Genomic DNA, 20,680 nt, shown 5'->3' with positions numbered 1-20,680 from the left:
TAGGTAGGGGTCAGGCCTGGTCGAAGCGGCTCAGCCACTGGACCAGGGTCGCTCGGTAGCGGCTCATGCCCTTGTAGTCGGCGATCGGCCCGGGCAGGTCGCGCAGCACTCGGTGCAGGCGGCAGCCCCAGCCGGGCTGGGTGACCAGTTCGTCCATGCTGATCAGGTAGGTGCGGATGCTGAACATCACCGCATTGCTGCGCGGCAGGCGGGCCATCACTTGCAACTCGACCCGCAGATGCACCTGTTGCCCGACGTTTTCGGCGGTGATGCGGCCGCGGTCGGCGCCCCATTCATGGAAAGTCTCGGGCGAGGAATCCAGGCGAGGATTGATCGTCAGTGTCCAGTTCAGGCGCCGTACCGGCTGCCCCACTTGCAGGTTGAGCAGGTACTTCAGCGCGCGGTCGAAGATGCCCATCTGGTGGGCCATGGGTACCGGCGAATGCCACTGCTTGAAACTCATGCCGGCGTCGAAGGCCAGTGACCAGTCGGCCGGGCTGGTGACCAGGCCGGCGTCCATGTACAGATCGCCGTCCCGTTGATCGAGCAGGGCGAAATCCCCCTGCACCTGGCGGCCGATGAACTCCAGGGGCTCGCAGGGCAGGCTCGTGGAATCACCGAACACGAAGCGCTGATCGATAGCCAGCAGCTGGTTGCGCCAATGCCAGTCGTCGCCCACACGCTCAAGGCTGAACCACTGCGGATAATCGGCGGCGAGGTGTTCCATGAGCATCTGCAGCGCATCCCAGGCGGCTACCTGCATGTGCGGCATCACCAGGTAGCGGCGCGGGTCCTTGTCCAGCACCAGGGCGCGCTCGGCCATTTCCGAACGGTAGTGTTCGTCGATGTCGAACCCGTGTTGGTAAATCGAGCCCGGATCCCGGGAAGTCGCCGGTTCGATGTTCACCGAATACAGGTAGCTGTCCTCGGTGAAGGGGAATGGAAAGCGGCGGATGGCCGTGGGGCTGTTGCGAAAACTGAAGTCGTCTCGATAGCTCTGCACGGGGTTTGCTTGAATGGTCATGGTCGACTCCTAAAGATCCAGCGAAACGCATAGGCCGCGGCCGCGAGAGACACAGGGCATGAGAAAGGCGTCCTGTTCGGCGGGGCTCAGGAAGCTGTCGCGGTGTTCGATGTCGCCGCCCCGGTGGCGGGTCATGCATTGGCCGCAGACGCCGCCCCGGCACAGGTTGGGGATCTGCAGGCCGGCCGATTCCAGGGCTTCGAGCAGGCTTTGTTCGGCCCCGACCCGCAGGTGGCGGTTGCTACGCAGCAGTTCGACGTCGAAGGCTTGACCCGGTTGTGCGGCATTGAAGGCTTCCCAGTGCACCCTCCCGAGCGGCCAGCCGAGGGCAGTGGCCTGTTGCCGTACCGCGTCGAGCAACGGTGGCGGGCCACAGGTGTACACATGGCTGCCCAGTGGCCGGTCGCACAGGATCCGGCTCAGGTCCGGACGACTGGGGTAGATGTGCAATCGCGAACCCAGTCGCTGTTGCAACTCATCGACGTAGGCATCACTCAGCCCCGGGCGACACAGGTAGTGCAATTCGAAGTGGGCCCGGCGTTGTTCCAGGGCTGCGATGTAGGCCATGAACGGTGTGATGCCAATGCCTCCGGCGATCAGGATGTGCAGGCTGGCAGTCGAGTGCAGGGCGAACAGATTGGCCGGCGGCGAGATCTGCAGCCTGTCGCCGACCCGGACCTGGCGATGCAGGTAGTGCGAGCCGCCGCGGGAGACGTCCTGCAGGCGTACGGCAATGCGGTAGTGCTGGCTGTGCGCCGGGTCGCCGGTCAGTGAATAGGCATTGCGAACCTTGCCCGTCGCCAGCGGCAGGTGAACCTGCACATGACTGCCGGGGGAAAAACCTGGCAAAGGTCCGGCGCATGACTGCAGGGTGAACTCGCGCACCACCGGGCTGAGCATTCGCGCCGCGCTGACCTGCACGTCGAGTACCGCGCTCATGGCCGGGCTCCGGCGTAAGGCTGGTCGGGGTTGGTGCAGACGCCCAGGTACGCCCCCAGGCGTCTGGAAAAGTGCTCGCGCACTTCCAGCCCGACCGCGCAACCGGTGCAATTCAACAGCGACTCCGGCCCGGCTGCCTGGGTCTGGCCGCAGTGCACGCAATACACCAGGCGCGGGCCGGCAAGCGTGCGGATGATGTCGATCTCATCATCTTCCAGCCCGGCGCTGCGGGCCTGGCCATGGATGCGCCAGATAAAGGCCTCGTCGCCCATGATGTAGAGCTGGCTGCCGACGGTGGCACTGCCCAGCATCTGATGCAGGCGCGGGGCGAAGTCGGCATTCTCGGCATCGAGCACCAGGGGCTGTGCAAGGGCGTCGACAACGGGGGCGCAGGCCGCTGCCGATTGCATGACCACAAGGTTCCGGGTGGCGGTATCGCGGGGCAGTGGCTGGCGATAGCGCGGGAGGCTGTGAAGTCGGTCCGGAGCGGCGCTGTGTCTATCCGTCATGTGGGCTTTCCTGGCTGATCCGCGCCTGTCGAAAAGGCGAGAAAGGTGGCGTTGGACAGAGAATCTGTTTCTTGCTGGGGAAGATACTTTCCTATGGGGAAAATCTTCTCAATCCGGAAAAAGGGCTATGTCTTTGGAGATAAGCCTCGCGCGACACCGGTTCGGGGCATGGAAGTTGCTGGTCTCCCGGTTCAGGGCTGAGCAACCGGACGGGGAGTTATCGAGAGTGCGAACACGACCGCAGTGGTGGCCGCTCTGGTGGGGGCGTATCCGCCCCGATCAGGCGCGCAGCGTGCGCAGGTTGTTGGCCGGGTTGCCCCTGAGCCAAGTGCACGCTGACGGTGCCTTGGCGACTTTTCTGGATCGTTTCGACGCACTGTTGCCCAGCTGCAGGCTGAATCTGATCCTGGGCGGCGAAGACCTGGGGCCGGCACGGCGTGCATCGCTCGAGGGCTGTAAGGGTGTGGAACGCTGTCCCTGGCGTGACGGGGCACTGACGGAAACGGCTCAAGTCTGTGGGCCTTGCCGGCAGCGGGGCGTGCATCGCCTGCTGTGCGTCTTGTCGCCCGGTGACGACTCGGGCAAAGGGGTGTTGCTGCTCGATAGCCCACGACCGATTCACGTCAGCTGGCGCCCATTGCTGGAGGAGGCGGCGCAGGCGGTCGGCGTCACCGTACGCTTGCGCTGCCACAACCGGGAGCAACAGCGCAAACAGGCCACGTTCCAGCACGGTGCCCTGGCCCGTGAACTGCACGATTCGGTGGCGCAGCAGTTGGGTTACCTGGCGTTCCAGGCGCATTTGCTGCGCACGCAACCGGGCACGCCTGCACACGCCACTGCCGTGTTGCAGGAATTGTGCGGCGGCCTGAGCCAGCTGCAACGCCAGGTGCGCGAACTGATCACCAGCGCCCGCCTGACCATGGACGGGCGCTCGCTGCGCCAGGCCCTGGCCGACTCCGTCGCCGAGTTCTCGCGGCGCTGCATCATCGTTTTCGAACTGGACAACCGCCTCGCCGACGATGCCTTGGGCCCGGAAACCGAACTGCAGATTCTGCAGATCATTCGCGAGGCACTGGCCAACGCGGTGCGCCATTCCCACGCGAGGCATGTGCGCATCGAATTGCGGCAAAGCCAGGACGGCGATATCGCGGTATCAGTGGAGGATGACGGCATCGGCCTGAGCGCGGCTTCGGGGGAGGACAACCATTTCGGCCTGGCGATTATCCGTGAGCGCGCCGCGAGCATCGGTGCCCGGCTGACCATTGAAGCGATCCGCCCGCACGGGGTTCGCGTACACCTTGGCCTTTGCCACCACCAGGACCTGCCACAGGGGAGTTTTGATGGACTGCACGACCTTATTACTGATCGATGATCACCCGCTGTTTCGCAAGGGCCTGGCGCAGCTGTTCGGCGCCAGCGATGACTTCGAAGTGGTGGGGCAGGCCGCCAGTGGCCGCGAAGGCATCAACCTGGCCGTGAGCCTGGCGCCGCAGCAGGTGCTGCTGGATCTGCACATGCCTGGCTTGAGCGGCTTGCAGGTGCTCGATGAACTGCGGCAGTTGCGCCTCGATTGCCAGGTGGTGGTGCTCACCGCGTCGATGGATCGCGCCGAGCTGTTGACGGCCTTGCGCCTCGGTGCCAGCGGCTACGTGCTCAAGGAAACCGAGCCCGATGCGTTGTTGGCCTACATGCGCAACTGCCACAAGGGCGCGATCGTCCTGGATTCGACCCTGGTGGCCCTGCTGGCCGATCAACGGGAGTCGGCGCACCGGCCGGCACAGGAACCGGATCCGCTGGACACTGGCAACCTGACCGAACGCGAGGGCCAGACCCTGGCCCTGATCGCAGCCGGCATGAGCAATAAACAGATCGCCCGGGAACTGGGGATCAGCGATGGCACGGTCAAGATCTATGTGCGCAATCTGTTGCAGAAACTTGGCCTGCATTCGCGCCTGGAGCTGGCGGCGTGGGTCCACAACGGTGCGTCGGTGCGACACGAGGAGCGGCATTAGATGATGGATCGGCCTGAGGCATGTGTGCAGACATCGTCCTTGCACCTGATGGACCGCTTTCCGGCGGCGCTGCTCGAACTGCGGGATAACGGGCAGATCGCCCACTTCAACCTGGCTTGGGTCGAGCTGATGGATCGGCCGGGGCCGGAGCGTAATCTCGTCGATTACGTCCACCACGAAGACCGTTCATTGTGGCGCCAGGCCCTGCATGAACTGCGCCGGCGCCCCGAGACCTGCTTCAACCAGCGGTTGCGCTTCGTCCACCCTTCGGGGGAGCTGCGGTGGTTCGACGTCGGCCTCAGGCGCGGCGCTCAATGTTTTTATCTGGTGGCCGGGGACATTACCGCGCACAAACGCCGCGAGATCGCCTTGCAAGCCAGCCAGCGCAGCAGCATGAGCCTGCTGGACAGCATGCCCGGGCTGATCTACCGCGGCCGCAACAACCGCGACTGGACCATGGAATTCGTCAGTGCCGGTTGCCTGCAACTGACCGGCTATCCCCCGGAACGGCTGGTGGACAACCATGAGTTCACCTACAACAGCCTGATCCTGGCGCAGGATGCCGATTACGTCTGGCGCGAAGTGCAATATGCCTTGTCGCGACAGGAACCGTTCGAACTCGATTACCGGATTCGTTGCGCCGATCAGTCGATCAAGCATGTCTGGGAAAAAGGCGTCGGGATCTATGCCGACACCCGGGAAGTGCTGGGTATCGAAGGCGCGATTTTCGAACGCAGCCCCCGCCGCGAGTGACGAGGGCGGCTTGCCCCTGGTGACAGGGGGCCGCTGGCCTCAGGTTGCGTTGTGAGCATTGCACCCGGTGTGGTGGATGTTCAGGCAGTGATCACGACAGCTCGCCAACCCCCTGGGCGCGCTTACCGAGCTTCATCAGCCCGTAATAACTGATGGCCGGCACCAGCAATCCGACCACAATGCACCGGGGCATCGGAATCGACCCTGCACGTCAGTCAACCCCCTGGCTTCGCGTCCAGGGGGCCGGTGGCTGGACTCAGCGGAACGCCGGGACCACGTGTTTGATGAACAGCTCCAGGGATTTTTTCTTTTCCGCGTGGGGCAGGCTGTTATCGCACCAGAAGCTGAACTCGTCGACCCCCAGTTCCTGGTAGTACTTGATGCGCGGGATGATTTCTTCCGGGGTGCCGATCATCGCGGTCCTGTGCAGGCTGTCCAGCTGGAACTCCGGACGCTCGGCGAACTTCTCTTCCGGGCTCGGTTCCAGGAAGCCATTGACCGGCGTCGTCTTGTTGCCGAACCAGGCGTCGAAGGTGCGGTAGAAACGCGAGATGGCCTTGGCCCCGACTTTCCAGCCCTCTGGATCGTCGACCGCGTGGACGTGGGTGTGACGCAGCACCATCAATTGTGGGCGCGGCACGTCCGGGTTGTTGTCCAGGGCGGTCTGGAACTTGTTCTTCAGGTCGAGGACTTCTTCGTCGCCTTTCATCAGCGGCGTGACCATGACGTTGCAGCCGTTGGCCACCGCGAAGTTGTGCGAGTCCGGGTCGCGGGCGGCGATCCACATTGGCGGGTTGGGCTTCTGGATCGGCTTGGGCACGCTGGTGGACGTCGGGAATTTCCAGATATCGCCGTCGTGGGCGTAATCGCCTTGCCACAACGCGCGAACCACCGGAACCATTTCCCGCAGGGCCTGACCACCGGAGGACGCCGGCATGCCACCGGCCATGCGGTCGAACTCCACCTGGTAGGCGCCGCGGGCCAGGCCGACTTCCATGCGACCGTTACTGATCACGTCGAGCAGGGCGCATTCGCCGGCGACCCGTAGCGGGTGCCAGAACGGCGCGATAATGGTGCCGGCGCCAAGGTGAATGGTGGTGGTCTTGGCGGCCAGGTAGGCCAATAGCGGCATCGGGCTCGGCGAGATGGTGTATTCCATGGCGTGGTGTTCGCCGATCCAGACGGTGCTGAAACCACCGGCCTCGGCCATCAGGGTCAGTTCGGTCAAGTCTTCGAACAGCTGACGGTGGCTGACGCTTTCGTCCCAACGTTCCATGTGCACGAACAGGGAAAACTTCATGACGCTTACCTCGGATCTTTTGTTGTCGGCCGGTCGACTGCGGGCCTGTTGATTATTGGTATACCATAATACGAATTGACGGCAAAATGTTTCTTGCTAGAGGGAGCTTGCCTGTGGAAAGGGGGCCATAGTCAGGCCGGAACGGGCAGGGCGCCCATCTTGCCGTGGCAATACACCAGTGGCCCGGCGTTGTGCCGGGGCACCATCAGGTTCTTCACCGCGCCGACCATGATCGCGTGGTCGCCGCCTTCATATTCGCGCCACAGTTCGCACTCGATGACCGCCGTGGCGTTCGCCAGGATAGGGTTGCCCAGTTCGCTCAACGTCCATTCGATGCCCTGCGCCTTGTCCTTGCCTTTGCGCGCGAAGGCATAGGCTTCGCTCTGCTGGCCGCCGGACAGGACGTGGATGGCAAAGCGTTTGTTCTTGATCAATACGGGGTAGGAGTCGGAACTGTAGTTGGGGCAGAACAGCACCAGGGCCGGGTCCATGGACAGCGAACTGAAGGCGCTGGCGGTCAGGCCGACGATCTGGCCGTCGTCATCGAGCGTGGTGATCACGGTCACGCCGGACGGAAAAGAACCCATCACTTGTTTGTAGATGGCGGCATCGATCATGGGACGGTCCTCTGGCGGTGTGGTGCGGGTTTTTATGTGTTTGTAGGTATGATGGTATACCGTAATACATAGTTTGCAAGGGCTTTTTCGATGAGCCGATAAACGTGAGGATTAGGGCTTTAACCCAGTAAATACGGGCTTTGACGCCTGACGGAGCTTGCAGTCATCCGTCACAATGGCATATCAGATACTCGAGAAAAGTGCGGATCAGTCTTGTGCAAAGTTTGGAATACCATAATATGGTCGGCATCTGAGGGGTGGCCATGGAGCTCCCCCGGTTTGGCTTCGTACAACTATAAGATCAGACAAACTCGAGTTCATTCATATGTCCCAGACGTCCCGGCAAGACCCCTTGATCGAGAATCACACGGTCGATTACGTCCCACTCGCAGAGCGCCACGGGAAGGCCCGCGATCTATTCACCCTATGGTTCAGCACCAACATCGCACCGCTGCCCATCGTCACCGGCGCCATGGTGGTTCAGGTGTTTCACCTTGATCTGTTCTGGGGGCTGCTGGCGATTGCGCTGGGGCACATGATCGGCGGCCTGGTGATTGCCCTGGCGTCGGCCCAGGGACCGCGCATGGGGATTCCGCAGATGGTGCAGAGCCGCGGCCAGTTCGGTCGTTATGGCGCGCTGCTGATCGTGTTTTTTGCGGCGCTGATCTACATCGGTTTTTTCATCTCCAACATCGTCCTCGCGGGTAAATCGATCGTCGGTATCGCGCCGTCGGTGCCGGTGCCAGCGAGCATCCTCATCGGCGCCTTGAGCGCCACGGCGATCGGGGTGATCGGCTATCGTTTCATCCATACCCTCAACCGCATCGGCACCTGGGTCATGGGCAGCGCCTTGCTCGCCGGGTTCTTCTATATCTTCGCCCATGACCTGCCGGCGGACTTCTTCAGTCGCGGCGGTTTCAACCTGTCCGGCTGGCTGGCGACGGTGTCGTTGGGGATCATCTGGCAGATCAGTTTCTCGCCCTATGTGTCGGACTACTCGCGCTACCTGCCGGCGGATATCGGCATCGCCAAACCGTTCTGGGCCACTTACCTGGGCGCGACCCTGGGCACCATCCTGTCGTTCACCTTCGGTGCGGTAGCGGTATTGGCGACCCCGGAAGGCACCGAGGCGATGGCGGCGGTCAAGCAGTCCACCGGCTGGTTGGGTCCGATTCTGATGGTGCTGTTTTTGCTCAATATCATCAGCCACAACGCCTTGAATCTGTATGGCGCGGTGCTGTCGATCATCACTTCGATCCAGACCTTCGCCAGCCAATGGACGCCGAGCATCAAGGTGCGGGTGGTGTTGTCGAGCCTGGTACTGGCGGGCTGCTGCGTGGTGGCGCTGGGCGCTTCGGCGGACTTCATTTCGCAGTTCATCGGCTTGATTCTGGCGCTGTTGCTGGTGCTGGTGCCGTGGGCGTCGATCAACCTGATCGATTTTTACCTGATCAAGCGCGGCAGCTATGACATTGCCTCGATCTTCCGTGCAGATGGCGGGATTTACGGACGGTTCAATCTGCATGCGATTGTGGCGTACTTCATCGGGATTATCGTGCAGTTGCCGTTTGCCAACACCTCGTTGTATATCGGGCCGTATGCCAATTTGATCGAAGGGGCTGACTTGTCGTGGCTGGTGGGGTTGGTGGTGACTTGTCCGCTGTACTACTGCCTGGCGACGCGTGGGCAGACTCAAGATCTCAAGGCCGCCAGACTCGGTTATACCGACTGATCGAAGCTTGGCTGAAATGCTCTGGAACCATTAACCATCAACCATTAACCATTGTGGGAGCGAGCCTGCTCGCGAAGGCAGTCTGGCAGTCGACCTATGTTTTGCTGACCGAGTACATATCCGTTTCTGCGGGCATGGCGACTTAGGGTTCCGCCCTTACGGCGGGTCACTTGGAAAAGCCCCAAGTAACCAAGGGCTTGCCCCTGTCGTTCGGTGCCTCGCTAATGCTCGGCATGCCCTCGCTCCGGTCCTGCTCCGTGGGCCCGCCGCCATCGGCCATCCATGGCCGGGGGCGGCTAACCCGGCATCCATGCCGGGTTGCCCACTGCGCAGAACCTGCGCTCGGCCTCTCGATGGGGCGCACACCGCAAAAGCAAAAGCAAAAGCAAAAGCAAAAGCCAAAGCGAGGCGGCCTACGGGCCGACCCATCCCTCAAGCGCACACGTACCCCTGTAGGAGCCCGGCTTGCCGGCGAAGGCGCCCGTCCAGTGATAATTATGTCGACTGACCCACCGCTTTCGTTACGGTGCGGCGACCCGACAAGCCGGCTCCTACAGGTTTTGCATTTGCCTTGACGGTTTTTAAACCTTGGTAGAATCCATTTTGTAACCCGCCCCCGGCGCCCCTTCATGCAACGCCGACTGAATTTTTGAATACAAGGCATTGGCCTCGGCAGTCGTGATTGATCGCGAACAATCACGCAATACGACGCGTAGCAGCACATTTTCCTGTCCCGGCAGCAGTCCGAGGCGTTCAATGGCCTGCTCGGGTACTTCCGAGAATTCCCAACGTCCCTTGACTTGCATCTCCTCGATCCAGTCAGCACAGTCGCCAGCCGCTTGTAACATTCTTTCGGTCAACACTTCCTCGCTCAGCCCAGGCGTGACCGCCAACGAAATGTCACGGGCAATCGAAGGCAAGCGTGATACGGCGTTCCATGGGTTCAAATCATGCATCTGCGCCTGAACCCGTACGTTCTGATCGCGCAGCAAGCGAATATCCGGGATGCCTTTGCGTAGCATGGTCAGGCGGTCCAGACCCATTCCGAGCGCCAGCCCTCCATGCTGTAACGGGTCAATATCAAGTCGCTCCAGCAAAGACCGCGCTATACGACCGCACTCCAGGACTTCCACCGGTGCGCCGTCATTCAACACATTCACTTCAATTCCGCCTTCGGTGTAGTGATGCGGACTGTTGCTGTAGACCCAGGATTTATCCGGTACGGCTGATTCGAGGATATCGCTGACCAGGCGCAACAAGTGTTCATGCGTTGACGCCTCAGGATCACCGAGCACCCAGACGTCCATTTGATGCGGTTCTGCACAATGCCAACGATCCCGGCTATCCCGGCGAAAAGTGATGCCAGGCGCAGCCAGCAAAATCATCTCACCCGGCTGCCGTACACCCGCCGCACGCTGCAGCGCCGCCGGAATTTGACTGGTGGTTTGCGTTCGCAACAGAGAGTGCTCGTCGACCCAACGGGTGTGTTCACTGCCGAGGGTGATTTCTTTTGGGTCATAACCGAGCAAACCGTAGTTTTCTTCAGCGGAAACTATCCGCGGGCCTGTCTGGATTTTCGCCTGGGGCCAACCTTTCTCAGCGAGTCCCAGGAGAATTTCATTCAGCAATAGTCGGATGGCGTGATCGTGAGTGCTTGGCTCGGTAAGGTCATGCAGTAACAGGGCTTGATGGGCTGATGTATCTGTCAGATAGTTCTTTGGTGTTTGCACCCGCTAATCCTCTATTGACCGTTGGTTGTTGTTTTAAAGGGACTAAACGAACATAGCGACAACGGGTCAATGGTCACAACTCATAGTTGAGAAGTTTTGGATTTTCGGAAAAGTACTACAGACGCCACTTACAAAAGTGCTCGGCAGGGCTTTATCCAGCTCTATAAAATCTTCACTGCATAGATGCACCGACAAGCCTGGCTTACGCCAGGAACTGCTTAATACGACTTTGCATACAGGGCCCAGGTTTTTGTTGTCTGCCCTGTGAACAGGCACGTGGCGCAGGTCTTGGGTTGATCCAGCGGAATACAGCGAACGGTTACACCCAGTTCACCAATGGTTTTTTCAACTTTTTCATCCTCAACGAAAGGTGCCAAAACAAAAGCGTTGAGTTTGTTTTTCTCGTTGAAGGCCTGTTTGAAATCATTCAGCGTAGTGACCGCATGGGTGTTGTTCGACAGATTTGCTCTGGCGCTTTCAAGCATGTTTTTCTGCAAAGTCTGCAGGATCCTGGGTAGGTCTTTTACAAATGCGCCAATGTCAGCTTTCATCAGGTTCTTGCTGTCGTTTCGGCACGAGTACGAAACCACGTTCTGTTCCAGTTCCTTTATGCCGACTTCAACCCGAACGGGGACGCCACGCTTGATGTGATACCACTTCTTCTCGCCGCCATTCATGTCCCGCTTATCGACGTTGGCAGGAGAGTTTTCTGCCAGTTCAGAGTGGCTGATGACTTGTTGATACCATTCGGAAAAATTTTCATTTCTTGTCGGTGATATAGCGTTCTTCATAATGCCTCGGGGTTGAGAAGGCAGCGCTTACCTTTGAAATTGACGCTGTGCAGGTACCTGTATATTTATTGAGGTTTGAGATTTCAAGCGCTCATTGGTCTTGTGTTGTATTTCGGAAATTTCCTTCAGACAAAGCCGTTTTTATAAGGATAATTGGGTTATTCGATAAGCCAATTCCCACAGGTAATCGGGGTGCACACAAACCCCGAATCCGGCAAAGATCCAATGTGGGAAATCCAATGTGGGAGCGAGCCCGCTCGCGAAGGCGGTGTGTCATCCAAAGTGGATGTTGAATGTGCAGGCCTCTTCGCGAGCAGGCTCGCTCCCACAACGGATCGGCGTACAGCTTTTCGCTCTTCACCACTCAACAGGCCGAGCGTTAGCTCGCCTGCAGCTTTTGATCTTGATGCACCGCCCCCTCGAGAGGCCGAGTGGAGGTTCTGCGCAGTGGGCAACCCGGCATGGATGCCGGGTTAGCCGCCCCCGGCCATGGATGGCCGATGGCGGCGGGCCCACGGAGCAGGACCGGAGCGAGGGCATGCCGAGCCTAAGCGAGGCACCGAACGACAGGGGCAAGAGCGCTTTGGTTACTTTCGCGCTTTTCGAAAGTGACCCGCCGTAAGGGCGGAACCGCCAGCGGCCATCACCAAAAAAACGGATATGCCCACTAATCAAAAAGCAAAAAAAAGGCCGCCACAACCCGACGTTGCGGCGACCCGAGGGTGACACGTAGCGGCTGGCCCACTGGCATGGGCCAACGCTGAATCAATGAGCCCCGGCAGCCTTGTTCAAATCACTCTCAGCCCACTCGGTATAAACACAAGCATCCGCTGTAGCCCAACGCACACGCACCGGATCACCCGCTTTCAGCGGCATACCGGCCGCAGACAGCGCCTTGACCGTCATCGAAGTCCCCCCCGACGTCACCACGCTGCACGTCTGGCTCTCACCCAGGAACAACACCTCCACAACCTTGGCCGAGACCTCGTTCCAGCCCGCTGCCAAAGGTTCCTGAGCCGCTTGCTCGACACTCAATGCCAGGGCCTTTTCCGGACGCACCATCAGCAGCACATCCTGATCGGTTTGCAGCCCGGCGGTCAGGCGAATCGACAGCGACTGGCCTTCAAACGTAGCCACCGCATTGCCCTGGGCCTTGAGCTTGAGGAAGTTCGAGTTCCCCAGGAACGAAGCCACGAACGCATTCGGCGGATTCTGGTACAGGTCGAAGCCGCTGCCCAAACCGACGATCTTGCCATGGCTGAAAATCGCGATGCGCTGGGACAGGCGCATGGCTTCTTCCTGGTCGTGGGTCACGTAGACAATGGTGATGCCCAGCCGGCGATGCAGCTGGCGCAGTTCATCCTGCAGGTCTTCACGCAGTTTTTTGTCCAGCGCGCCGAGGGGTTCGTCCATCAGCAGGATGCGTGGTTCATAGACCAGCGCCCGGGCGATGGCGACCCGTTGCTGCTGGCCGCCGGAAAGCTGCGAGGGGCGGCGATGGGCAAACTGCTCCAACTGCACCAGCTTGAGCATGGCATCCACCCGCCGTTCGCGCTCGGCCGTGGCCAGTTTGCGAATCGCCAGGGGGAACGCAATGTTGTCGCGTACCGACAGGTGCGGGAATAGCGAGTAACGCTGGAACACCATGCCGATGTCGCGCTTGTGTGGCGGTACGTTGACCAGCGACTGGCCGTTGACCAGGATCTCGCCGCTGCTCGGAGTTTCGAAGCCGGCGAGCATCGACAGGGTGGTGCTTTTGCCGGAGCCGCTGGAGCCGAGGAAGGTGAGGAATTCACCGTCCTTGATGTCCAGCGAGATGTCGTCCACGGCGGCAAAGTCACCGTAGTATTTGTTCAGGTTACGCAGGCTGACCAGGGGCTTGTCGTTTTGCTGCGCGGCATCTTTGATCACGGCACTCATGTCGTACTCCTGGCGCTCAGGCGCTGATTGGGTTGCGCCGGCGAACGGCGGTGGCGATGACCATGACCAATATCGAGAGGCCGATCAGCAGCGTCGAAGCGACGGCGATCACAGGCGTCAGGTCCTGGCGCAGGGTGGTCCACATTTTCACGGGAAGGGTTTGCAGGGTCGGGCTGGCCATCATCACGCTCAGCACCACTTCATCCCAGGACACGAGGAAGGCGAACAGGGCACCGGCGACCATGCCCGGACGAATCGCCGGAAAGGTCACCTTGAACACCGCTTGCAGGCGCGAGGCTCCGCAGATCACCGCGGCATCCTCGATCGACTGATCGAACAGCTTCAGCGAGTTGATGATCGAAATGATGGTGAACGGCAGCGCGACGATCACGTGGCTGACCACGAAGGCGAACATGGTCCCGGTGTAGCCGAGCTTGAGAAACAGCGCGTACACCGCCACGGCGATGATCACCAGCGGCACGATCATCGGCAGGGTGAACAGGCCGTAGAGCATTTCCCGGCCGGGGAAGCGCCCGCGCACCAAGGCGAAAGCGGTCGGCAAGCCCAGGGCGACGGCACAGATCGTGGTCAGTACCGCGACCTTCAGGCTGGCCACCGCGGCGTTCATCCAGTCGGGGTTGGAGAAGAACTGGCCGTACCATTTCAGCGTCCAGCCCGGTGGCGGGAACACCAGCCACTGGGAGGAGCCGAAGGACAGCAACACGATGAACACGATCGGCAGCAGCAGGAACAGCGCAATCAGCCCGGTGGTGAAGTACAGGCCGAAGCGCATGCGCCGGCTCATGGCATTGGGGGTCAGGAGCATGACGGCTTACCTCGCGTTGCTGGCGCCGACCGGGGATTCCGGCTGGAGCTTCAGGTAGAAGTAGAACAACACCAGCGTGATGACGATCAGCAACGCGGCGCCGGCGCTGGCCAGGCCCCAGTTGAGGAACGACTGCACCTGCTGAATGATGAACTCGGGCAGCATCATGTTCTGCGCACCGCCCAGCAGTGCCGGGGTGACGTAGTAACCGAGGGACATCACGAACACCATCAGGCCGCCGGAGAACAGCCCCGGCCGGCACAGCGGCAGGAACACCCGGAAAAAGTTGGTCCAGGGACTGGCACCGCAGATCGAACCGGCCTGCAGGATCATCGGGTCGATGGCCTGCATGGTCGCCTGCAGCGGCAGCACGATGAACGGGATCATGATGTAGCTCATGCCGATCACCACGCCGGTGAGGTTATGCACCATCTCCAGCGGCTGATCGATGATGCCCATCGCCATCAGCGCCTTGTTGATCACCCCGGACGCCTGCAACAGCACCAGCCAGGAGTAGGTCCGGGCGAGGAGGCTGGTCCACATCGACAGCAGCACGATGTTGAGGATCCAGCGCCCCCAGCCTTTTGGCACCAGGGTGATGGCCCAGGCCAGCGGGAACCCCAGCAGCAGGCTGAACAGCGTCACCAGGCCCGCCACAGAGAAAGTGTTGAGCAAGACCCGGGCATAGGCCGAGTTGGCGAACAGTTGTTCGTAGTTGCCCAGCCCCGGCACCGGTTCCAGCACGCCTCGCAGCAACAGGCCGATCAACGGCGCGAGAAAGAACAGGCCAAGGAACAGCAGGGCGGGGATCAGGTTGCTCGAACCGCGCCAGCGCTGTGCCAGGGAAGGGGATTGGTTCATCGCAGCCGCCTTGTCGGCGGCGCCCATGGCGCCCCCGGTCTGGGTGGATGGACGGGACGTGGTTGCCGTCATTTTCATTTGACCAGCCATTCGTTCCACCGTGTCGCGATGGCCGGACCGTTTTTGGCCCAGTACGCGAAGTCAAGAGTGATCTGATCCTTGGCGTAGGCCGTCGGCAGGTTAGGTGCCAGCACCGAATCCAGGCGCGCCACGCTGTCGACGTTGACCGGTGCATAAGCGGTCAGGTTGGAGAAGTCGGCCTGTCCCTTGGCGCTGCTGGCGTTGGCCAGGAACTTCATCGCCGCGTCCTTGTTCTTGCTGCCCTTGGGGATGACCAGAATGTCGGCCATGACCAGGTTCTGTTTCCAGCTCACGCCGACCGGCGCGCCGTCTTCTTGCAGGGCGTGGATCCGGCCATTCCAGAACTGGCCCATGCTCGCTTCACCCGAGGCCAGCAACTGCTGCGACTGCGCGCCGCCGCCCCACCAGACGATGTCTTTCTTGATGGTGTCGAGCTTCTTGAAGGCGCGATCCAGGTCCAGCGGATAGAGCTTGTCGGCGGCTACGCCATCGGCCAGCAGCGCCAGTTCGAGCACGCCAGGGCTTGGCCATTTGTAAAGGGCGCGTTTGCCTGGGTAGGTCTTGGTATCGAACAGCGCGGACCAGTCCTGGGGTTTTTTCCCGCCGAGCTTGCCCTCGTTGTAGCCGAGGACGAAGGAGAAAAAGAACGAGCCGACGCCGTGATCGGTGACAAACCGCGGGTCGATCTTGTCGCGCTGGATGACAGAGAAATCGAGGGGTTCGAGCAGGCCTTCAGCGGCGGCGCGCAAGGCGAAATCGGCTTCGACATCGACCACGTCCCATTGCACGTTGCCGCTCTCGACCATGGCCTTGAGCTTGCCATAGTCGGTAGGGCCATCCTGGACCACGGTGATGCCGGTGGCCTTGCTGAACGGGTCGGCCCAGGCCTGCTTCTGCGCATCCTGGGTGCTGCCGCCCCAGCTGACGAAGTTGACGCTTTGAGCCGCCATTGCCACATGGCTGACCGTGGCCAGCAATCCCGCGAACAGTACAGCGGTTGCACCTTTGTTCAACACCATTTTCACGCCCTCATTTTGTTGTGTTTTTGAGCGGACTTGGTAATGCCCGCTTATCGGGAGCAGTAGGTCCATCTGGCCTCTAAAGGCGACCGTGCCAAGGACTGTTATTGGTGCTATCCCTGTCGGGGGCACTTGGCTGAAGCGACCGGTCTATGGAATATCATATTATGGTATTCCAAACTTTGTGCAAGCACTTTGCCTTACCGGCTATCCGCCAAAAGCGAGTTTTTTTGTGGCGCTCATGCCTTGCCCAGAGCAATCCGGTCAACGCAATCCCCTGTAGGAGCTGGCTTGCCAGCGAAGACGGCCTCGAGCCTTGCAGCGCTCACGCGAACGCCTTCGCCGGCAAGCCGGCTCCTACAGGGTTCAGCGTTGACCACAATTATCTGTACGCAGGTAATCGTGTAGGAGCTTGCTCGCGATGGACTCAAGAGTGCCGCGTTTAACCAGTCAACACGCGTTATCGTTAAAGACCATCGCGAGCAAGCTCGCTCCCACAGTGATTTGCGCCATCCCGGATGCTTGCGTATCACTGGGTGAAAGGAATGCTCTCCACCACCTCCAGGTCGTACCCGGTCAAGCCGGCATATTTCAACGGCGGACCGAGGTGACGCAGTTTGCCGACGCCAAGGTCCTGCAAAATCTGCGCGCCGGTACCCACTTCAGAATAGATGCGCGATTGCGACCGGCTGAATTGCCGCGGCGACTGGGTGAGCTGGGGTACCCGCTCCAGCAGCGCCTGCGACGACTCATGATTGGCCAGCACCACCACGACGCCGCGGCCTTCCTCGGCCACGCGCTGGAGTGCGGCCCACAGTGTCCAGTTCGCCGGCCCGCTGTATTCGGCACCGACCAGATCGCGTAACGGGTCGATCACGTGCACGCGCACCAGCGTCGGTTCGTCCCGGCGCAATTCACCCATCACCATTGCCATGTGGACACCGCCTTCGATGCGATCCTCAAAGGTGATCAGACGAAAGGTGCCATGCACCGTGGGCAATTCGCGTTCACCGATACGCACAACGGTGTGTTCGGTGCTGAGGCGGTAGTGGATCAGGTCGGCGATGGTGCCGATCTTGATCCCGTGCCGGCTGGCGAATACTTCCAGGTCCGGGCGACGGGCCATGGTGCCGTCATCGTTCATCACTTCGACGATCACCGAGGCCGGGGTGAAACCGGCAAGGCGGGCCAGATCGCAACCCGCTTCGGTATGCCCGGCACGGGTCAGCACGCCGCCTTCCCTGGCGCGCAAGGGGAAGATGTGGCCGGGTTGCACGATATCGGCTGGACCCGCCCCCTGGGCGACGGCGGCGGCGACTGTACGCGCCCGGTCCGCGGCGGAGATGCCGGTGGTCACGCCGACAGCGGCCTCGATGGACACGGTGAACGCAGTGCTGAACACGCTGCCGTTGCTCGGCACCATCTGCTCGAGACCGAGGCGCTGGCAGTGATCGTCGGTCAGGGTCAGGCAGATCAGCCCGCGGGCTTCCCGGGCCATGAAGCTGATGGCCTCGGCGGTGCAGCAGTCGGCGGCCAGCAGCAGGTCACCTTCGTTTTCCCTGTCTTCGTCGTCGACCAGCAGCACCATTTTGCCTTGGCGGTAGTCTTCGATGATTTCTTCGATGCTGTTGAAGGCCATATGAGGTTTCTCGGTGTTTGATGGAAATAAATTGTGGTATACCATAATACAAAATAAACCGAGAGGTCACTATGAAGGCGTACTGGATTGCTCATGTAGATGTCACCGATCCCGACCAATACAGCCAATACACCCAGCGGGCACCGAAGGCGTTTGCCGAATACGGTGGCCGGATATTGGCGCGTGGCGGGCGTAGCGAAGCGATGGAAGGTCGGCCGACGCCGCAACGCAGCGTGGTGATCGAGTTCGACTCGTATGAGCAGGCTGTTGCGTGTTATCGGTCCGATCTTTACCAGGAGGCAAAAGGGCACCGCGACGGCGTGGCGCGGGCCGAGGTGATCATTGTCGAGGGGGCGGCACCGGTGTGACAGGTACGCAGGTCCCCTGTAGGAGCTGGCTTGCCAGCGAAAGCGTCCGTTCAGGCGATGAATGTGTCGGCTGACCCACCGCCTTCGCTGGCAAGCCAGCTCCTACAGGGGGTTGGTGAGCGACGGGGAATCGCTAGCGAATGAAGTGAATCTTGCCGGTATCGTCGTTGCCGATGTAGATGCCATACACCCCGGCCTGCCGCTCCTCGATATAACGCTCGAGGATCTGCCGGATCGCCGGGTAGTAAATCTTGTCCCAGGGGATGTCCTCAGGCGCGAAGAATTTGTAGTCGAGGGTTTCCGGCCCGTACTGGCCGGTGATCTCCAGGGCGATGGCGCGGAAGATGATGTAGACCTCGCTGATCTTCGGCACGCTGAAGATCGAGTAGGGCGAGAGTATTTCCGCGCGCACGCCGCTCTCTTCCCAGACTTCACGCAGCGCCGCCTGCTCGGTGGTCTCGCCGCCTTCCATAAATCCCGCCGGCAGGGTCCAGGTGCCGGGGCGCGGCGGGATGGCGCGCTGGCACAGCAAGTACTTGCCGTCCTGCTCGATGATGCAGCCGGCGATGATTTTCGGATTGATGTAATGGATGTAGCCGCACCCGCGGCACATCAGGCGCTCGTGCGTATCGCCCGGTGGCAGCTGGGACCTGAGGTCATTGCCGCCGCACTTTGGACAAAAGCTCGGGCTGAACATGATCAGCGACCTATGCGCGGTTCTTTCAGCGCGATCGGCAGGGTGATCTCGGGGATCGCCCCGGTCTCTTCCTGCTTGCGCTTGAGGTATTCCAGGGCAACGGAGGCGGCGGCGCGGACGTGGTCGACGCAAGCCTGATGGGCCGCCAGCGGATCGCCGCTCTTGATCGCCTCGACCATGCGCTCCATCTCCTGATTGCTCGAGCCGCGACGGTTTTCCTGGGACACCGAGGTCGCGCGCAAGTAGCTGATACGGGCCTGCAACTGACGCAATTGCAGCGCCGCGACATGGTTGCCGGAGCCTTCGAGCAGCACGTCATAAAAGCCTTGTACCGAATCGATGACCTGTTGCAACTCGCCTTCCTTGAGGGCCTGGCGGTTTTCCTCGAGGGCTTTTTCCAGGGCCTTGATGTCCTTGGCCTTGGCCCGCAGGGTGAACAGCTGGACGATAAGGCCTTCGAGCACGCAACGCAGCTCATAGATATCGACGGCATCGGCCAGGGTGATGATCGCGACCCGTGGGCCCTTGGCGTCGGCGAACTCCACCAGGCCCTCGGATTCCAGGTGACGCAAGGCTTCGCGTACGGACGTGCGGCTGACGCCCAGGCGATCGCACAGATCGCGCTCGACCAGACGGTCTCCCGGCAGAAGCTGGAAGTTCATGATGGCGCTTCGCAGTTTATCCAGCACGATTTCGCGCAGGGTAACGGGGTTGCGATTGACCTTGAAGCTGTCGTCGAGTGGCAGGCGTTTCATGGGGTCCGCTCTGAGTGTGGCTGTCCATGCAAAAAGAGCACTGCGATCCGTGGACCAGCGGTGCTCGATCACAACAGCCAAGGGTTAACTGGAGGCCTCGGCGTCGGCTTCTGCGAAGGCTTCACGGGCGAGCCGGAAACTGTCCACGGCTGCGGGGACACCGCAATAAATACCGACCTGAAGCAGAATTTCGCGTATTTGTTCACGACTCAGCCCGTTACGCAAGGCGCCGCGTACATGCAGCTTGAGTTCGTGCGGCCGGTTGAGGGCCGAAATCATCGCCAAGTTTATCATGCTGCGTTCTTTAAGCGACAAACCCTCACGGCCCCAGACGTGGCCCCAGCAGTACTCGGTGACCATTTCCTGGAGGGGGCGGGTGAAGTCGTCGGCGTTCTCGATGGAGCGCTTCACATAGGCCTCGCCCAGTACCTGGGTGCGGATTTTCAGGCCTTGTTCGTACTTGTCATTACTCATATTCGTCCTCTCACCGCAGTTCCCCTGTAGGAGCGAGCTTGCTCGCGATGGTCGTAAACGATAACGCGTGTTTACTGGCAAAACGCGGCGCTCTCAAGTCCATCGCGAGCAAGCTCGCTCCTACAGGGGGTTTTGTGTTGTCCCGTCAGGCCAGTGTGGGCAGCGGGCCCAGCTTGCCTTTGTGGTAGATCATCGGCGTCACCGGCTGCTCGGGCAGGATCAGGTTCTTCACCGCGCCGACGATGATCGCGTGATCACCGCCGTCGTATTCGCGCCACAGTTCGCACTCGATGATCGCCGTCGCCTTGCCCAGCAACGGATTGCCCAGGGCGCTGAGGTGCCACTCGATATCCTTGGCCTTGTCCTTGCCTTTACTGGCAAAGGCATAGGCTTCGGCGGTCTGGTCGGCAGACAGCAGGTGGATTGCGAACTGCTTGCTGTCGCGCAGGATCGGGTACGTGTCGGAGGCGTAATTGGGGCAGAACAGCACCAGTGCCGGATCGATCGACAGCGCACTGAATGCACTGGCGGTAATGCCGACGATACCGCCGTCCGGGTCCAGGGTAGTCACCACCGTGACCCCGGAAGGGAACGAGCTCATGACGTCTTTGTAAATGCCGGGTTCGATCATTT

The 20,680-nt window shown here is 60.8% G+C and carries 21 protein-coding genes; 5 read left to right on the top strand and 16 right to left on the bottom strand.

The features are described 5' to 3' along the window. Positions 1–10: 10 nt before the first annotated feature. The 3 genes from J2W17_RS11020 to J2W17_RS11010 are packed head-to-tail and all read right to left on the bottom strand — an operon-like array spanning position 11 to position 2,472. A complete protein-coding gene (locus J2W17_RS11020) occupies positions 11–1,024 on the bottom strand; it encodes a heme-dependent oxidative N-demethylase family protein (protein ID WP_307333478.1) in 1,014 nt (337 codons plus the stop codon). A 9-nt stretch (positions 1,025–1,033) separates the two neighbouring features. After that, on the bottom strand, positions 1,034–1,963 hold the full coding sequence (locus J2W17_RS11015; RefSeq protein ID WP_307333476.1) for a PDR/VanB family oxidoreductase: 930 nt from the start codon (positions 1,961–1,963) through the stop codon (positions 1,034–1,036). Then, positions 1,960–2,472: a dimethylamine monooxygenase subunit DmmA family protein gene (locus J2W17_RS11010; protein ID WP_307333474.1), complete on the bottom strand. Its 513-nt coding sequence runs from the start codon at positions 2,470–2,472 to the stop codon at positions 1,960–1,962. The genes J2W17_RS11015 and J2W17_RS11010 overlap by 4 nt, the downstream gene beginning before the upstream one ends. Before the next feature lie 226 nt (positions 2,473–2,698). Here J2W17_RS11010 and J2W17_RS11005 point away from each other — a divergent pair, with 226 nt between their 5' ends. Genes J2W17_RS11005 through J2W17_RS10995 form a run of 3 tightly spaced genes read left to right on the top strand, consistent with a single transcriptional unit; the run spans position 2,699 to position 5,237 of the window. Further along, the gene (locus tag J2W17_RS11005) at positions 2,699–3,844 is read left to right on the top strand and encodes an ATP-binding protein (RefSeq protein WP_307333471.1); all 1,146 of its coding nucleotides are present in this window, start codon (positions 2,699–2,701) and stop codon (positions 3,842–3,844) included. Continuing rightward, positions 3,813–4,484, top strand: coding sequence for a response regulator (locus J2W17_RS11000; RefSeq protein WP_307333469.1), 672 nt, complete (start codon positions 3,813–3,815; stop codon positions 4,482–4,484). The genes J2W17_RS11005 and J2W17_RS11000 overlap by 32 nt, the downstream gene beginning before the upstream one ends. Further along, complete coding sequence (locus tag J2W17_RS10995; RefSeq protein ID WP_307333467.1) at positions 4,485–5,237, top strand: PAS domain-containing protein; 753 nt, start codon at positions 4,485–4,487, stop codon at positions 5,235–5,237. Positions 5,238–5,493: 256 nt separating this feature from the next. On the opposite strand, the gene J2W17_RS10990 is transcribed toward J2W17_RS10995, so the two are convergent. Both J2W17_RS10990 and J2W17_RS10985 read right to left on the bottom strand, forming a co-directional pair. Beyond that, the gene (locus tag J2W17_RS10990; protein WP_064677207.1) at positions 5,494–6,537 is read right to left on the bottom strand and encodes an LLM class flavin-dependent oxidoreductase; all 1,044 of its coding nucleotides are present in this window, start codon (positions 6,535–6,537) and stop codon (positions 5,494–5,496) included. A gap of 131 nt (positions 6,538–6,668) precedes the next feature. Then, positions 6,669–7,154 carry a flavin reductase family protein gene (locus J2W17_RS10985; RefSeq protein WP_307333464.1) on the bottom strand — a complete coding sequence of 162 codons (486 nt, stop codon included), beginning with the start codon at positions 7,152–7,154 and terminating at the stop codon, positions 6,669–6,671. Positions 7,155–7,479: 325 nt separating this feature from the next. Here J2W17_RS10985 and J2W17_RS10980 point away from each other — a divergent pair, with 325 nt between their 5' ends. Next, positions 7,480–8,886 (top strand): purine-cytosine permease family protein, encoded by a 1,407-nt coding sequence (locus J2W17_RS10980; RefSeq protein WP_307333462.1) that lies wholly within the window; start codon positions 7,480–7,482, stop codon positions 8,884–8,886. A gap of 581 nt (positions 8,887–9,467) precedes the next feature. On the opposite strand, the gene srmL is transcribed toward J2W17_RS10980, so the two are convergent. The 7 genes from srmL to ribBA form a co-directional block, all read right to left on the bottom strand. Beyond that, positions 9,468–10,616 carry a PheS-related mystery ligase SrmL gene (gene srmL / locus J2W17_RS10975; protein WP_307333460.1) on the bottom strand — a complete coding sequence of 383 codons (1,149 nt, stop codon included), beginning with the start codon at positions 10,614–10,616 and terminating at the stop codon, positions 9,468–9,470. Between the two features lie 218 nt (positions 10,617–10,834). Continuing rightward, entirely contained in the window at positions 10,835–11,407 is a 573-nt protein-coding gene (locus J2W17_RS10970; RefSeq protein ID WP_307333458.1) for a His/Gly/Thr/Pro-type tRNA ligase C-terminal domain-containing protein, read from the bottom strand. Positions 11,408–12,172: 765 nt separating this feature from the next. Then, positions 12,173–13,327, bottom strand: a complete 1,155-nt coding sequence (locus tag J2W17_RS10965) for an ABC transporter ATP-binding protein (RefSeq protein WP_307333456.1) — start codon at positions 13,325–13,327, stop codon at positions 12,173–12,175. Between the two features lie 16 nt (positions 13,328–13,343). Next, complete coding sequence (locus tag J2W17_RS10960) at positions 13,344–14,153, bottom strand: ABC transporter permease (RefSeq protein WP_064677212.1); 810 nt, start codon at positions 14,151–14,153, stop codon at positions 13,344–13,346. Between the two features lie 6 nt (positions 14,154–14,159). Beyond that, a complete protein-coding gene (locus tag J2W17_RS10955; protein WP_307333453.1) occupies positions 14,160–15,092 on the bottom strand; it encodes an ABC transporter permease in 933 nt (310 codons plus the stop codon). Further along, positions 15,089–16,114, bottom strand: coding sequence for an ABC transporter substrate-binding protein (locus J2W17_RS10950; RefSeq protein WP_307333451.1), 1,026 nt, complete (start codon positions 16,112–16,114; stop codon positions 15,089–15,091). The genes J2W17_RS10955 and J2W17_RS10950 overlap by 4 nt, the downstream gene beginning before the upstream one ends. 529 nt (positions 16,115–16,643) lie before the next feature. After that, a complete protein-coding gene (ribBA, locus tag J2W17_RS10945) occupies positions 16,644–17,753 on the bottom strand; it encodes a bifunctional 3,4-dihydroxy-2-butanone-4-phosphate synthase/GTP cyclohydrolase II (RefSeq protein ID WP_307333449.1) in 1,110 nt (369 codons plus the stop codon). 71 nt (positions 17,754–17,824) lie between these two features. Between ribBA and J2W17_RS10940 the strand changes: the two genes are divergently transcribed. Then, positions 17,825–18,121, top strand: coding sequence for a DUF1330 domain-containing protein (locus tag J2W17_RS10940; RefSeq protein ID WP_307333447.1), 297 nt, complete (start codon positions 17,825–17,827; stop codon positions 18,119–18,121). 133 nt (positions 18,122–18,254) lie between these two features. Here J2W17_RS10940 and J2W17_RS10935 read toward each other — a convergent pair whose 3' ends face one another. The 4 genes from J2W17_RS10935 to J2W17_RS10920 all read right to left on the bottom strand — a co-directional run bounded on the left by J2W17_RS10935 (position 18,255) and on the right by J2W17_RS10920 (position 20,678). Next, the gene (locus J2W17_RS10935) at positions 18,255–18,818 is read right to left on the bottom strand and encodes an NUDIX hydrolase (RefSeq protein ID WP_307333445.1); all 564 of its coding nucleotides are present in this window, start codon (positions 18,816–18,818) and stop codon (positions 18,255–18,257) included. Positions 18,819–18,820: 2 nt separating this feature from the next. After that, on the bottom strand, positions 18,821–19,573 hold the full coding sequence (locus J2W17_RS10930) for a GntR family transcriptional regulator (protein WP_307333444.1): 753 nt from the start codon (positions 19,571–19,573) through the stop codon (positions 18,821–18,823). Positions 19,574–19,657: 84 nt separating this feature from the next. Then, positions 19,658–20,047 carry a carboxymuconolactone decarboxylase family protein gene (locus J2W17_RS10925; protein WP_064677219.1) on the bottom strand — a complete coding sequence of 130 codons (390 nt, stop codon included), beginning with the start codon at positions 20,045–20,047 and terminating at the stop codon, positions 19,658–19,660. A gap of 145 nt (positions 20,048–20,192) precedes the next feature. Beyond that, positions 20,193–20,678 (bottom strand): flavin reductase family protein, encoded by a 486-nt coding sequence (locus J2W17_RS10920; protein WP_154996903.1) that lies wholly within the window; start codon positions 20,676–20,678, stop codon positions 20,193–20,195. Between the last annotated feature and the right edge of the window lie 2 nt (positions 20,679–20,680).

The sequence above is a fragment of the Pseudomonas lini genome, assembly GCF_030812475.1.
Taxonomy (GTDB): Bacteria; Pseudomonadota; Gammaproteobacteria; order Pseudomonadales; family Pseudomonadaceae; genus Aquipseudomonas; species Aquipseudomonas lini_A.
Note: the sequence above shows the minus strand (reverse complement) of the source record. Positions and strands in the feature narration are given on the sequence as shown.

What these genes read in the sequence shown, in the direction of transcription:
- J2W17_RS11020 (WP_307333478.1), bottom strand. Translation starts at nt 1,024, where the DNA reads ATGACCATTCAAGCAAACCCCGTGCAGAGCTATCGAGACGACTTCAGT.
- J2W17_RS11015 (WP_307333476.1), bottom strand. Translation starts at nt 1,963, where the DNA reads ATGAGCGCGGTACTCGACGTGCAGGTCAGCGCGGCGCGAATGCTCAGC.
- J2W17_RS11010 (WP_307333474.1), bottom strand. Translation starts at nt 2,472, where the DNA reads ATGACGGATAGACACAGCGCCGCTCCGGACCGACTTCACAGCCTCCCG.
- J2W17_RS11000 (WP_307333469.1), top strand. Translation starts at nt 3,813, where the DNA reads ATGGACTGCACGACCTTATTACTGATCGATGATCACCCGCTGTTTCGC.
- J2W17_RS10995 (WP_307333467.1), top strand. Translation starts at nt 4,485, where the DNA reads ATGATGGATCGGCCTGAGGCATGTGTGCAGACATCGTCCTTGCACCTG.
- J2W17_RS10990 (WP_064677207.1), bottom strand. Translation starts at nt 6,537, where the DNA reads ATGAAGTTTTCCCTGTTCGTGCACATGGAACGTTGGGACGAAAGCGTC.
- J2W17_RS10985 (WP_307333464.1), bottom strand. Translation starts at nt 7,154, where the DNA reads ATGATCGATGCCGCCATCTACAAACAAGTGATGGGTTCTTTTCCGTCC.
- J2W17_RS10980 (WP_307333462.1), top strand. Translation starts at nt 7,480, where the DNA reads ATGTCCCAGACGTCCCGGCAAGACCCCTTGATCGAGAATCACACGGTC.
- J2W17_RS10970 (WP_307333458.1), bottom strand. Translation starts at nt 11,407, where the DNA reads ATGAAGAACGCTATATCACCGACAAGAAATGAAAATTTTTCCGAATGG.
- J2W17_RS10965 (WP_307333456.1), bottom strand. Translation starts at nt 13,327, where the DNA reads ATGAGTGCCGTGATCAAAGATGCCGCGCAGCAAAACGACAAGCCCCTG.
- J2W17_RS10960 (WP_064677212.1), bottom strand. Translation starts at nt 14,153, where the DNA reads ATGCTCCTGACCCCCAATGCCATGAGCCGGCGCATGCGCTTCGGCCTG.
- J2W17_RS10955 (WP_307333453.1), bottom strand. Translation starts at nt 15,092, where the DNA reads ATGAAAATGACGGCAACCACGTCCCGTCCATCCACCCAGACCGGGGGC.
- J2W17_RS10950 (WP_307333451.1), bottom strand. Translation starts at nt 16,114, where the DNA reads ATGGTGTTGAACAAAGGTGCAACCGCTGTACTGTTCGCGGGATTGCTG.
- ribBA (WP_307333449.1), bottom strand. Translation starts at nt 17,753, where the DNA reads ATGGCCTTCAACAGCATCGAAGAAATCATCGAAGACTACCGCCAAGGC.
- J2W17_RS10940 (WP_307333447.1), top strand. Translation starts at nt 17,825, where the DNA reads ATGAAGGCGTACTGGATTGCTCATGTAGATGTCACCGATCCCGACCAA.
- J2W17_RS10935 (WP_307333445.1), bottom strand. Translation starts at nt 18,818, where the DNA reads ATGTTCAGCCCGAGCTTTTGTCCAAAGTGCGGCGGCAATGACCTCAGG.
- J2W17_RS10930 (WP_307333444.1), bottom strand. Translation starts at nt 19,573, where the DNA reads ATGAAACGCCTGCCACTCGACGACAGCTTCAAGGTCAATCGCAACCCC.
- J2W17_RS10925 (WP_064677219.1), bottom strand. Translation starts at nt 20,047, where the DNA reads ATGAGTAATGACAAGTACGAACAAGGCCTGAAAATCCGCACCCAGGTA.
- J2W17_RS10920 (WP_154996903.1), bottom strand. Translation starts at nt 20,678, where the DNA reads ATGATCGAACCCGGCATTTACAAAGACGTCATGAGCTCGTTCCCTTCC.